Annotated in this window: 9 protein-coding genes; 2 read left to right on the forward strand and 7 right to left on the reverse strand. The window is 61.9% G+C overall.

Annotated features, from left to right (window positions below; genetic code table 11):
• Nucleotides 1-1,357, forward strand: a 1,357-nt coding sequence (locus EPO09_RS01245) for a hemagglutinin repeat-containing protein (protein ID WP_290639376.1), incomplete at its 5' end; no start/stop codon positions are given.
• A gap of 42 nt (nucleotides 1,358-1,399) precedes the next feature.
• Here EPO09_RS01245 and EPO09_RS01250 read toward each other — a convergent pair.
• From EPO09_RS01250 to EPO09_RS01265, 4 genes are all read right to left on the reverse strand, one after another.
• A complete protein-coding gene (locus EPO09_RS01250; RefSeq protein WP_290639378.1) occupies nucleotides 1,400-2,524 on the reverse strand; it encodes an acyltransferase family protein in 1,125 nt (374 codons plus the stop codon).
• 196 nt (nucleotides 2,525-2,720) lie between these two features.
• A complete protein-coding gene (locus tag EPO09_RS01255; protein WP_290639380.1) occupies nucleotides 2,721-3,086 on the reverse strand; it encodes a response regulator in 366 nt (121 codons plus the stop codon).
• Between the two features lie 13 nt (nucleotides 3,087-3,099).
• Nucleotides 3,100-4,389, reverse strand: a complete 1,290-nt coding sequence (locus EPO09_RS01260) for an HD-GYP domain-containing protein (protein ID WP_290639382.1) — start codon at nucleotides 4,387-4,389, stop codon at nucleotides 3,100-3,102.
• 26 nt (nucleotides 4,390-4,415) lie between these two features.
• A complete protein-coding gene (locus EPO09_RS01265; RefSeq protein WP_290639384.1) occupies nucleotides 4,416-4,781 on the reverse strand; it encodes a response regulator in 366 nt (121 codons plus the stop codon).
• Between the two features lie 204 nt (nucleotides 4,782-4,985).
• Here EPO09_RS01265 and EPO09_RS01270 point away from each other — a divergent pair, with 204 nt between their 5' ends.
• Nucleotides 4,986-7,670 (forward strand): PAS domain-containing protein, encoded by a 2,685-nt coding sequence (locus tag EPO09_RS01270; protein ID WP_290639386.1) that lies wholly within the window; start codon nucleotides 4,986-4,988, stop codon nucleotides 7,668-7,670.
• A 5-nt stretch (nucleotides 7,671-7,675) separates the two neighbouring features.
• Here the strand turns inward: EPO09_RS01270 and EPO09_RS01275 are convergent, their stop codons facing one another.
• The 3 genes from EPO09_RS01275 to EPO09_RS01285 all read right to left on the reverse strand — a co-directional run bounded on the left by EPO09_RS01275 (nucleotide 7,676) and on the right by EPO09_RS01285 (nucleotide 12,415).
• On the reverse strand, nucleotides 7,676-9,730 hold the full coding sequence (locus EPO09_RS01275; protein ID WP_290639388.1) for an NADPH-dependent 2,4-dienoyl-CoA reductase: 2,055 nt from the start codon (nucleotides 9,728-9,730) through the stop codon (nucleotides 7,676-7,678).
• Between the two features lie 141 nt (nucleotides 9,731-9,871).
• Nucleotides 9,872-11,818 carry a DUF4105 domain-containing protein gene (locus EPO09_RS01280; protein ID WP_290639390.1) on the reverse strand — a complete coding sequence of 649 codons (1,947 nt, stop codon included), beginning with the start codon at nucleotides 11,816-11,818 and terminating at the stop codon, nucleotides 9,872-9,874.
• A gap of 123 nt (nucleotides 11,819-11,941) precedes the next feature.
• Nucleotides 11,942-12,415 carry a DUF3015 family protein gene (locus tag EPO09_RS01285; RefSeq protein ID WP_290639391.1) on the reverse strand — a complete coding sequence of 158 codons (474 nt, stop codon included), beginning with the start codon at nucleotides 12,413-12,415 and terminating at the stop codon, nucleotides 11,942-11,944.
• Nucleotides 12,416-12,712 lie beyond the last annotated feature (297 nt).

The following is a 12,712-nucleotide window of genomic DNA, read 5'->3' on the forward strand; positions in this document are numbered from 1 at the left end:
CAGCGGTGGCTACAACGACAGCAGCTCGAACGCCTCACAAGCGGTGGTGAGCAACATCCAGTCGGGTGGCAAGCTCAATGTCAAGTCGGGTGGCAACGCCAGCTTCGAGGGCACCAACATCGCGTCTCAAGGTGATGCCAGCATCGCAGCCAAGGGCGATCTGGCCTTCAATGCTGCGAAGGACACGGCATCGAGCAAGTCGCTGGATGTGAGCGCCAACATCGGCGCCAGCAAGTCCAACGAGAAGGGCGGTACCAACGCCAAGACGGGTGAGACCACCAAGCCCTCGTCCAGCAAGGAAGGCTCATTCGGTGCCAGCGCCGACTATGCGCAAAGCAACAGCTCCACGGCCACGGGCGGTACGATCCAGTCGGGTGGCAACCTGAAGCTGTCGTCCGGCAAGGACACCACGCTGGAAGGCACGCAGGTCTCCGCACAAGGCAAGACCACGGTGGCCGCAGGTGGCAACGTCAACGTCAAGGCGGCAGAGAGCACCTCGACCGACTTGTCTGTGGGCGGCTCCATTGGCGGTTCGACCAAGCGTGAAACCACCACAGGCGATGACGGCAAGAAGACCACAACCAAGACCAATGAAGTGGCCTCGGCCGACAACAGCTTCGGGGTCGCGGGCAGCAAGTCCACCACATCGAGCGTGGCCAGCATTGGCGGCGGTCAAGGTGTGGACATCGTGGCCGGCAAGGACGTCACGCTGGTTGGTACCAAGGTTGACAGCGGTGGTGACACCAAGATTGCTGCAGGCGGTAACGTCAACCTCAAGGCAGCGACCAGCAGCACAGTGGGTGGCGCCATTGGTGGCACGGCCGGTGATGGCGGCGGGGTGATCAACCGTGCCGAGATCGGCGGCGGCAACAGCAAGGAAGGCGTCAGCATCAACGGCGCAGGCAACCTGCAGATCAACTCGGGTGGCCGCACGTCGATGGAAGGTACTCAGGCCAAGGTCGACGGCGCAGCCAGCATCAACGCAGCCGGCGGCATCGACAAGGCGTCGGCTGTGAGCGGCGGCGCCACCTTGGGTATGACCAAGGTGGGTGCCGAGGTGGATGTGGCCAAGACCAGCATCCAGGCCAAGGGTGGCGTCACCGAGAAGACCGGTGCGGCAGCCGGGCCTCAGGTCAAGGCCGTTGTGCAGGTGCCGATCAACTTGCCCGCTGGCAAGAAGATCGACATCAAGACGGCTGATGGCAAGCCCATGCCCACATGGGTGAAGTTCGATCCGGCAACCGGCGCCTTCACAGGCACCCCGCCGGCGGACTTCAAGGGCACGCTGAACCTCGTGGTCAAGGTGCCTCAGGCCGATGGCAGCGTCAAGAGCGTGCCGGTGAAGATCGGGCAGTGATGCCTTGATCGGGCGTGTGCGTGATGCGGACAGCAGCCCGCATCATGCCCGCCGCGCCACCGTCGCATGCAAGACATCCGGTTCATGGCCAAGCACGTCGCCGGGCTGGGGTTGCCGTCGTGCGGCCTCCCTTTGAGCCTGAACCGTGCTGGTTGGCAAAAACAGCAAGCCCAGCCACCAATGGCGTCGGATCAGCTTGGCCAGCATCAGTGAGCTGCCAACGCAGATGATGTAGGCCATGCCGGCCGCCAGCACGCTGCCCGCGCCCATGCTCCTATCCAGCACGCTCATCATCGTGCTTTGAATCGGCGAGTGGAACATCAGGATGAACAGGCTGTTGACCCCACAGTGCGCTATGAAGCGCGCCACGGTCTGAAAGCGTGTCATCCAGGCTGCCAGCTCCAGCACCACGGTCGTTCCCGAGAGCGCGGCCACGGTGCACGCAAACAGATGCGAGTAACGGCGATCAAACAAGTCGACAGAGGGGTGGTAGAGCGCCTGCGTCCAACTGAAGACGGCCAGTGCCAGCACCAGCGTGGCCCAGCGAAAGCGCATCTGGTGGAAGGCCCGTCTCACCATGTAGCCGAGCAGAAAGAAGGCTGTCGAGATGGGTAGCAGGTCTGCAGAGAAGGGCAGGCCCAGCAAGGTGAATTTCACGCCAAGAGGGTCCAGTGGCTTCATCCAGAACCAAGGCAAGGTCACGAAGCCGATGGCGAGCACGCTGGCTGTGACCATCAGGCGCTCAGGCAGCTCGAGCTTGAGCCTTTGCTGCCCATGGTGCATCAGCCATGCCAGCACAAATACGAGCCACAAATGAGGCAGGAACCACAAGGCGTAGAGCCAGGGCAGGTAGTTGCCGCTACCTGATAGCACGCCCAATCCGAACTCCAGAGGCGGTACCTGCCAGAAAGCGATGCGCAGCGGGGCATGCAGCAGGGCCATCACCAGAAATGGTTTGAGCAAGGCGTCGGCTTTGAGCCTGACCAGTTGTCCCAGTGGGACCTGTGGCTGAAAGAAGGTGCCCGCAATCAGAAAGAGCAGTGGCATCCGGAAGGTGCCCAGCCAATGGTTGAAAGCTGCATCGTGTGGCATCAGGACCTGGTTGTGTCCCAGTGCCACGAGCAGGATGCAGATGCCCCTGGCCATATCTACGTGCTGTAAGCGCATGACACCCCTTTGTCGTTTTCTTCTGGCATGCCGGAGTACCGCTGGCAGTGCCTCCAGAATAGGACGACTGGTGTCGTTTCAGTCTCTAAGGAGATGACACATGTGTAAGGGGATGCGGCGATGTTGCTGCCCGCGTGCTGATGTGCAGCAAAGCTTGTCGAATGTGTCTAAATTCAACGGAAATGTCGGGCGTGCGTCAGAGTGGACATAACTTGCTGATGGCCTCAATCAGGTAAGTGGGCTGGAAGGGTTTGGTGATCCATACCCTCACACCCATGTCAGCGGCTTCTGCCTTGCGTTCGATCTGGCTGTCTGTGGTCAGCATCACCACTGGCGTGAACTTGTAGTTCGTGGTGCGCAGGTGTCGCACAAAGTCCAGGCCATTCATGCCGGGCATGTTGACGTCACACACGATCACATGGATGGTGCGGCCATCCAGCAAGGTGCAGGCCTCATCGGCACTGGCTGCTTCGATGATCTCGTAGCCTGCGCGTTCCAGCGCGACTTTGACAACCATCCGAAAACTGCCGGAGTCTTCGATGATCAATACATGCTTGCTCACGTCAGGCTTCCCTTCATGATCCGACTTTGCCCGACTCGGTGTCGAAGTAATAGGTCATGCGTTTGCGCGGCGACAGGTAGGCGTAGGCATCGCTGGACAGCTGTTGAGGTCGCATGGTCTTCGTGATGGAGACATCCTGCTCCACCTCCAGATCAACCACGATGGCTTCTTCTTTCGGCACAGACGGGTCATACACCAGCACCACCGGCCGCAAGGGCTTGCTCGTGTTGACCGACACCACCATGGCTGTGGCGCCGTTGGACAGAACCACAATCGTGCCCGGCGGGTACACGCCCATGCAGCGCACGAAGGTGCTCATGGCGAGCTGGTCATACTGATTGCGCTGTTGCGCAAACATCATGGACAAGGCCTCGTGCGGTGTCATGGCCTTGGCCGCATTCGGCGGGTTGCACATCTCGTCATAGGCATTGACCAGCGAGACGATGCGCGTGAGCAGTGACATCTGCGCTGCCGTGGCGCCGCTGGGGTAGCCGCTGCCATCCACCTTCTCGTGGTGCTGCGCAATCACCTGCAGCACTTCGTTGGGCAGGTTCATCTTCCTGGCGATGTTGACGCCGTATTCGCAATGCATCTGCAGCAGGGCTGTTTCGGCCTTGGTGCGAGCTTCCTGCTTGCGCACGATGCGATCGGGGATCTCCAGCTCGCCAATGTCATGGAAGAGCGCACCCATGCCGACCATCTGGACCACCGGTGCTGGGGCCTTGAGCTCCTTGGCCAGCATCATCGACAGCAGCGAGACGTTGAGCGAGTGGTAGTAGACCTCCTCGCCGCCCACCTTGTCAGCCATCAACTGGATGGACACGTCGGCGTCCACGAGCATGGAGTCAGCGATCGACTTGATCAGCGTGCCTGCCGCTTCCTTGACCTCTTCCGGGCGGGAAAAGACGTTCTGGTTGATGGACTTGATCGTCTTGGCGGCAGAGAGCAGTTCTTTTTCGCAGGCGGCGGCCTTGGCCCTTTGCTCGCCCAGGCGCTGCATGCGGGCGCGCTTGGCGTGGAAGGCGGGGTCTTCGTCGCGCGGCAGGGGTGGGGGCGGTGGTGCTGCTGGCGCATCACCTGGCTTGGGTGCAGCCAGCGGTTTGCTGTCGCTCTTGCCGGGGGCGTAGCGTACACGCTTGAGGCCCAGGCCCTGGATGGTGGCAATCTGATCAAGCGACTTGATCTTGAAGCTGGAAAATGTGAACGGGTGCTCCGTCCAGCTCAGGTCCAGATGGACATACAGCCCGATGCACAACTGCTCGGGCAAGACATAAGGGTCGTTGGTGGCCGTGTCAGTGCTCATGTGGGCCCATGAGGGAGGGGGAGATTTCAGCCCAGTTGCCTGGTGACGACGTCAAGCAGTTGCCGGGGGGAGAAGGGCTTGGTCAGGTAGCCATCGGCACCGGATTGTTTGCCTTGCTGTTTGTCGTTGTCCTGGCCCTTGGCGCTGAGGATCACCACTTTCATTTTCTTGAGACCACTGTCGCCCTTGATGTGGCTGCATACGCCAAAACCGTCCAATGAGCCCGGCATCATCACGTCGAGCAAGACCAGGTCGGGTTTGAGCTGGCGGGCCATTTGCAGGCCGATGTCGCCATTCTCGGCTTCATGAATATCGAAGTCCTCGATTTCCAGGGTCATTCTGATCAGTTCGCGGATGTCCGCTTGGTCTTCCACGATCAAGACACGTTTCATCTTGGCCACCTCCAGGCACATTACCGCGAGTATCCCCCTCAAGCTTCATTCCGAAAAGCCGAAGTTGACTCAGAAAGTGATCTTTGTTTCGGGAAAAATGCACGCGTCCGATCATCTGCCGAGTTCGCCGCCGAATGCAGCTTTGCGTTGCGCGGTGGCGCGTGTGCGCAAGGGATTGGCATGATCCCGGGAAGCTGGCGAAGCGTGCTGGGATCCGCTCGGCTGTTGATCGAGTTTTTGCTCATCGTGGCAGGCTGCGAGGTCGCGGTCATGTTCCTGCTGCCCTGGCTGGCGCCCGGCCTGGCGGCCTGGCAGGAGGCCTTCCTGGACGCCACGATGCTGTCTGTCATGGCGGCGCCCCTGGTGGTCTGGCGTGCGCACCGGATGGCGCATCGCATGTCATCAGCTCCTACGGCGTTTGACGATTTTCTGCATACCCGCAATGGTGTGTTGCCGGCTGTGGTCTTTGTGGTGGGTGTGGGCCTGACAGCGTCGCTGGCCTGGGGCTTGCACCAGCAGACGCAGCGTGCCGCGCAGTCTCGCTTTGATCATTTGTCCAGTCGGCTGATTGCGTTGGCATCCGAGCCGCAGGCGGCCAGGGGCAGGCCGCTGGTGCTGGATGCTACTTTGCAAACGCAGGCCAGTTACGCCTTGTACGAGTTGGGCAGCGATGGCGCCCAGCACTGGGTGGCTGGCCAGGCGCTGGCGGCACAGCCCGCTCACCCCGCCTTGTTCGATGTCACGCAGGATCTGCAAGTTGGCGCGCGCCCGTTGCGATTGCAAGTGCGCTCCACGCCACGCTTCGATGCGGACAACAGCCAGGCCATGTCCGTGTGGCTGGCCTTGCTGGGCATCATGCTCAGCGCCATGGCGGCCGTATCCGTGTGGTTGATGAACACAGGCCGCGCGCGTGCGGCGCAACTGGCTCACACGATGACGCAAGACTTGCTGGGCGCTCAGCGTGAAGCCGAAAAAGCCTCCCGTGAAAGCGCCGCGTTGGTCAGCACCTTGAACCAGTTCAGCATGGTGTGCGTGACCTCACCTGATGGCGAAATCACCGATGTCAACGATGCCCTGTGCCAGGCCAGTGGCTATGGCAAAGACGAGTTGCTGGGCCAGAACCCGCGCATGCTGGGTTCGGGCGAGCACGATCCCTTCTTCTGGATTGCCGTGTGGCAGACCCTGTTGCACGGCCAGCCCTGGGTGGGAGAGGTCTGCAACCGCAGCAAAGATGGCGCGCTTTACTGGGTGCAATGCGTGATCTCGCCGATTGCCGGGGCCAATGGCGAGATCGACAGGTACATCTCTATTGCCTATGACATTACCGACACCCATCGCGCCCAGGCTGAACTCAAGGCCAATGCCGAACGCTACAACCTGGCCATTGATGGCGGCAGCGATGGCATGTGGGACTGGATGAACGTCAACGCGCAAGACGAGTGGTGGTCGCCACAGTTCTACCGCTTGCTGGGGTATGAGCCCAATGAGATCCCGGCCAACCTCGTGATCTTTGATTCGATGCTGCATCCCGCCGATCAGAAGGCGACTTTCGTGGCCATCGAAAAGGCCTTCAAAGATCATCAGCCCTTCGACATCGAGTACCGGCTCAAGACCAAGTCTGGCGGCTATCGCTGGTTCCGATCACGTGCCAAGGTCTACTTCGATGACTTCGGCGCAGCCACGCGCATGGCCGGGTCGATCCAGGACGTGCACGATCGCAAGGAGGCCCAGGCCAAGTTGCGCGAGCACAGCCAGCAGATGTCGGCGATTTTTTCCTTGTCGCCCGATGCCTTCGTCTCTTTCGACATGTCGGGTCATGTGAGCTACATCAGTCCCGCCTGGTCGCACCTCACGGGCATGTCTGGCCATGGCTTGATTGGTACGGACGAGGTGACCTTCAGCGACAGGCTGTTCGAGCGTTGTGTGCCGGGGCAGGCCGTGTGCAGCCTGGCCGCGCTGAGGCCCATGGATCACGCCGAAGCGCATGAAGGCGAAGCTGTCGATGGCGGGCGCGTTGTGATCGAAATGAAGCCACCCGCACGGCGCATGCTGGAGGTGCGTTTGAGCCGCAGTGAAGGTGGCACCGTATCGCAAGTCTTGCACTTGCGTGATGTCACCCACGAAACCGAAGTGGACCAGATGAAGAGCGCCTTCCTGTCCATGGCCGCGCACGAGTTGCGCACACCCATGGCCAGCATCTATGGCTTCACGGAGCTGCTGCTGACCCGCGAGCTCAAGCCCGAAAAGCAAAAGGACCTGCTCAGTCGGATCTACCGCCAAAGCGAGGCCATGGCCGCCATCATCAACGAGCTGCTGGACCTGGCACGCATCGAAGCGCGGCAAGGCAAGGACTTCAGCTTCAAGGCCATCAACCTGGCTGATCTGGTGGGTGATGTCATCCGCGATTTCAAACATCCACAAGACAGGCAGGCGCCGCTGACCGAGTGGCCGGATGAGCCCATCATGGTGTGGGTGGACCGCCAGAAGATGCAGCAAGCCACGCTCAATGTGCTGTCCAACGCCTACAAGTACTCACCCAATGGTGGCGATGTGCATGTGCGTGTGGTGGCGCAGGATCTGCATGGCAAGCCGCATGTGGGCGTTCAGATCGAGGATCATGGCTTGGGCCTGTCGCCCGAACAATTGGCCCGTGTGGGTGAGCGCTTCTACCGCGCAGACAAATCCGGCAGCATCCCGGGCACCGGTTTGGGTGTGACCATCGTCAAGGAAATCATCGAGCTGATGGGTGGGCATGTGGCCATGAGCAGCGAACAAGGCCAGGGCAGCACCTTCACCTTGTGGCTGCCTTGCCTGGAGGCTTCTCCTTCTCAATTCGCTTCGCTGGATGAGGTGCAGCCAGCCCGTTTGACCGAGCCGGCTGACCACTGAGTACATCAGAGCATGGCCGCCAGCCGTGCAGCCTGGTCAATGGCCTTCTTGGCATCCAGTTCGCCGGCTTCAAAGGCGCCGCCAATCACATGCGCCTGTCGGCCTGATGCGGCCAGCTCATCGGCCAGTGAACGCAGTGGCACCTGGCCTGCGCACAGCACCACGTTGTCGCAGTCGATCCAGGTAGGGGCCTTGCGCTCTTCGCCGTAACTGATCAGCAGGCCTTCATCGCCAATGCGCTCGTAGTTGACGCCGCCCACCATCTGCACGTTCTTCATCTTCAAGGCGCTGCGGTGAATCCAGCCTGTGGTCTTGCCCAGACCTGCGCCGAGCTTGCCTTTCTTGCGTTGCAGCAGCACCACCTCGCGTGCCGGTGGTGTGATTTGAGGCTTGCCCGTGCTCAAGCCGCCGGGCGCCAGCGCCGGGTCGGTCACGCCCCACTCGGCCTTCCATGCTTCCAGATCCAGCGTGGTGGAGTGGCCGTCATGCACGAGGTACTCGGCCACATCAAAGCCGATGCCGCCCGCGCCGATCACGGCCACCTTCTTGCCGACGGGCTTCTTGTGGCGCAGCACATCGATGTAGCTCAGCACCTTGGGGTGATCCTGCCCGGGGATCTTCGGGTCACGCGGGTTCACGCCCGTGGCCACGATCACCTCGTCATAGCCTTGCAGGCGCGCTGCATCGACGCGTGTTTGCAGATGCAGCTTCACCCCGGTCAGCTCCACGCGGCGCTGGAAGTAGCGCAGCATCTCGTGGAACTCCTCCTTGCCTGGCACTTGCTTGGCCATGTTGAGCTGGCCACCGATCTCGGTGGCCGCATCGAACAGGTCCACGTTGAAGCCGCGTTCGGCCAGATGCGTGGCCGCTGTCAGGCCGGACGGGCCTGCACCTACCACCGCCACGCGGCGCTTGTTGACCGTGGGCTTGAACACCAGCTCGGTCTCATGACAGGCCCTCGGGTTGACAAGGCAGGACGTCAGCTTGTTGCGGAAGATGTGATCCAGGCAGGCCTGGTTGCAGGCGATGCAGGTATTGATCTCGTCCGCACGGCCTTGGGCCGCCTTCTTCACGAAGTAGGGGTCGGCCAGCAAGGGGCGCGCCATCGAGATCATGTCCGCGCAGCCATCGGCCAGCACGGCTTCTGCCACCTCCGGCGTGTTGATGCGGTTGGACGTCACCAGCGGGATGTCGATACCCGAGGCGGCCAGCTCGGCCTTCATTTTCTGCGTGACCCAGGTGAAGGCGCGGCGCGGCACGCTCGTGGCAATCGTGGGCACGCGCGCTTCGTGCCAGCCGATGCCCGTGTTGATGATGCTAGCGCCACCCTTGGCGATGGCCTTGCCCAGCGTGACCACCTCGTCCCACGTGGAGCCATCAGGCACCAGGTCGATCATGGACAGGCGGTAGATGATGATGAAGTCGCGGCCCACCGCTTCACGCGTGCGCTCGACGATCTCGACCGGCAGGCGCATGCGGTTGCTGTAATCGCCGCCCCATTGGTCTGTGCGCTTGTTGGTGTGCTGCGCGAGGAACTGATTGATGAAGTAGCCCTCGGAGCCCATGATCTCGACGCCGTCGTAGCCCGCTTCACGCGCTTTGATGGCGCAGTTGACGAAGGCCCGGATCTGGCGCTCCACCCCGCGTGCAGACAGCGCAAAGGGTTTGAACATCGAGATCGGTGACTGGATACGCGAAGGCGCCACAGCCAATGGGTGATAGGCATAGCGCCCGGTGTGCAGGATCTGCAGCGCGATCTTGCCGCCCGCCTGGTGCACAGCCTGCGTCACCACCTGATGGCGCCTGGCCGCGCCCGACGTGGCCAGCGTGCCGGCAAAGGGCTTGGTCCAGCCGGCCAGGTTGGGGGCAAAGCCACCCGTCACGATCAGGCCGACATCGCCTTCGGCGCGTTCACGAAAGTACGCCGCCAGCTTGCTCAAATCCCGGCCGTCTTCCAGGCCCGTGTGCATGGAGCCCATGAGCACGCGGTTCTTGAGTGTCGTGAAACCCAGATCCAGGGGAGAGAGCAGATGCGGATAGGTGCTGGAGGGGGAGGTCATCCGAGGCTTGGAGAGTGCTGCAATTCGCTGATTATCGAGGCGCCCGCCCATGCGTGACCTTCGCTGAACCGGGGCTCTACACGACAGCCGGTGCGCGCACTGTCATCGGCGACCACCGGCTGCCCTCTGCCATCACCACTATCACCAATAGCGCTGCAGCCCCACCATGCATTCCTGATTGACCGGCATGCCGGTACGTTGGCTGACGCCACATCGCCCGCTGAGGTTCCACTGCAGGTTCAGGCTGTAGCGCATCTGGATCATCAGGCCGGACTCTCTGGGCTGCTTGTCCAGATAGGCGCGTTTGAAAGCCTCCAACTGTATGCGCCAAGCAGGGCTGAGGTCGGCCAGCAGGCCGGCGGCCAGGCCGGTGCCGATGGCCCAGGGTTGTTGCGGCAGGCTGCGGTCCCAGCGCGCCTGATTGTCCAGAAAGACGTAGCCCATCAGGCTCTCGTGCGCATTCAGTTCATAGGCCAGGCCGGGGCCGCCATTGAGGTTGAGGCCCAAGGGCCTTGAACCGTCTGCCCGCGAGTTGTCTGCGCGTTCCAGACCGATGTGCACACGCCATGACTTGGCTGACAGCAGCGGCTCGCGCGCACTCAGCGAGGTGATCTCCACCGGCACCAGCTTTTCCAGTTGCACATGGCCGTCGGATGTCTTGCCCAGCGTCAGGTTGAAAAACTGGATGGCGGCGCCGCGTTGGTAGCCCGCCTCGGGATCCAGCAGCTCGTGATACGCCGGCTTGGCCTGAATCTGGATAAGGCCGTGGCCGTTGCGCTGGCCGATCATGATGTCCGTGCGAGCGGTGTTGTGCCCCTGGGTGGGATCAATGGCGGGCGTGGGCACGATCAGGGGTTCACCGGCAGGCAGTGCTGCGCGAGCCGCCAGCAAGGCCATGCGCTCACGCTGCGTGGCGGCCTCCGTGCTGTCTCGGCGCGTGGCTTCGAACGAGGTCAACCGCTCGGCGGTCTCCAGCATCAAGGCGCGGCGTGCGGCCGAGGGTTCGTGCTGGATCAGGTCTGCGGGGGCGAGTTGCCCCTGGCTGAGTTGTTGTGCCAGTTGCGCACCTTGCGGGCCCAGCAGATGGGCGCGGTATCGCAGTTCGGTGCTGTTGGACGGGCGGTATCGGATGGCCTTGAGCAGGCCAGGTGTGTCGGTCACGGCCTTGACCGTGTCCAGCGGGATGGCCCACCAGGTGAAGCGATTGCTCAGCCCCAGTTTCGGGCGCGCCGCGTCCAGCAGCGACAGCAGGTGATACGAGCAGTTTTCGTCGAAGAAGTAGTAATCGAAACGCGTGGGGCCCAGCTCCCAGGTGTGGGCCAGCAAACGGTCGATTTCCTTGGGCGTGAGCGCCAGCTCGTACTCCCAGATATCGCGGTTCTCCAGGTCGTTGTACTCGCGGATGCGCAGGTAGTAGGGCGCGTTGGTGAACTGGCCGGCATACAGGCCAGTGAGCCCTTTCAAGGCATAGGCGACACCTTCGCTCTCGTTGCCGTTGGCGGCATAGTTGACCGCGTACGACAGCAGGGGCGATCTGTTCTGCCCGGCTTGCGGCTGAGGATCCAGTCGCAGGAAGGTGTGCCCATACATCGAGGCCGGACTATTGAGGTAGGCCGACGGAAAGATCAACGTGACTTTGTCTGCCTGGATGCCATCGCGCCATTGCCGGTAGCGGGGGCAGTCGGGCGGCGGCAGTTGTTGCGGATCGAAATGCAACTCGTCGTTGAGCCACTGATAGCGGGCGATGAAGCGACATGCGGCAGGCTGATCCAGCGCGTGGCGCGGCGTGGGATCAGCAAAAGCGGCGAGGGTGGCGTCCAGTTCCTGCTCTGGCGCATGCACGCCTTGAGGGGCCAGAAAGAAGTCGCTGTCGTCAGCCAGGCTGCGATCCAGGCGGGTGAGCGGTTGCACACGATAGTGCAGCAGCGTGCGCCACATGGGGCTGTCAGCCAGATGCTTGTCGCGCGCCTGTTGCTGCAGCGTCTGGATGTAGGCTTGTTGTGGCGTGCTGGATGCGGCCATTGCGCAGGCTGCCATCAACGATAGCGCGAGCGCGGTGGCACCCATGAACAGGGATCGGATTCTCACAAGCAAGTCCAGGCTGAATGAGACATGCCCAGCGGGTGCTGGGCATGCTGGGGCTGCACGTGACGGCAGCCTGCGCTGTTGGCGTGAGGCCTGGAGCAGATTCAGGGCCTCACCGCATCATCATCAGATGACGGCAGCGTAGCCAGCCAGTTGCTCGTTGGCAGCCAGCACAGCCTTCAGGTTGGAGGCGATCTGGTCGTTGGCAAACACGCTGGCGAAGTTGGCCTTGATGGTCGATGCGAACAGGGCGCGGTCGGCGTCCTTCACGCCCATCACGTCGGCCAGTACGTTCAGGCTTTCACCTTGACCGGCTGCAGCGTCACGGGCCAGGGCCACGCGGTTGCCGTCAATGTACATGGCGGTCTTCCAGCTGGAGGACACCACGCCGTCTTGCGTACAGCCAGAGGTACCGAAGGAGATACCGAATGTCTGGTTGCCGGAGGTGCCGTTGGTTGTGACGGCCAGCACCTGGTTGACTACACCAGACTTGCCTTCAAACAGCTTGGAACCCCAGCCGCAGCTACCGACGTTGTTCTGGCCGGCCATGGAGGAGGATGCAGCCAGAGTAACCAGTGCTGCGATGACGATCTTCTTCATGAATAACTCCTAGTTTCGTGTCTATGAACAGTGGGCGGACCTGAGGACCTGCCGCAAACGATTGTAGGGGCGGGTTGGGCGTGCACTTTCCTCCTTTGGTGGGGGCCGGTGGCGCCAATTGCTCCTGTCAGAAACAATCATCCACAGTCTTTACCAGAATGATCCCTGCTTCAAGGGGGCGCGGGGTGACCGGCTGCATGCAAGATGCGCGCTTGTTTTTCGAACCTCGTTTATCGGAGCTAATCCTTATGAAGCACATCCTCGTTGGCGCACTGGCCCTGGCGCTGTCGGCCTCGG

It is taken from the genome of Aquabacterium sp. (assembly GCF_004297345.1).
In the GTDB taxonomy this organism is placed as follows: domain Bacteria; phylum Pseudomonadota; class Gammaproteobacteria; order Burkholderiales; family Burkholderiaceae_C; genus Aquabacterium.

Bases quoted from the DNA above. Each gene is read 5' to 3' on its own strand.
- EPO09_RS01275 (WP_290639388.1), bottom strand. From the start codon at position 9,730: ATGACCTCCCCCTCCAGCACCTATCCGCATCTGCTCTCTCCCCTGGAT.
- EPO09_RS01250 (WP_290639378.1), bottom strand. From the start codon at position 2,524: ATGCGCTTACAGCACGTAGATATGGCCAGGGGCATCTGCATCCTGCTC.
- EPO09_RS01265 (WP_290639384.1), bottom strand. From the start codon at position 4,781: ATGAAACGTGTCTTGATCGTGGAAGACCAAGCGGACATCCGCGAACTG.
- EPO09_RS01285 (WP_290639391.1), bottom strand. From the start codon at position 12,415: ATGAAGAAGATCGTCATCGCAGCACTGGTTACTCTGGCTGCATCCTCC.
- EPO09_RS01260 (WP_290639382.1), bottom strand. From the start codon at position 4,389: ATGAGCACTGACACGGCCACCAACGACCCTTATGTCTTGCCCGAGCAG.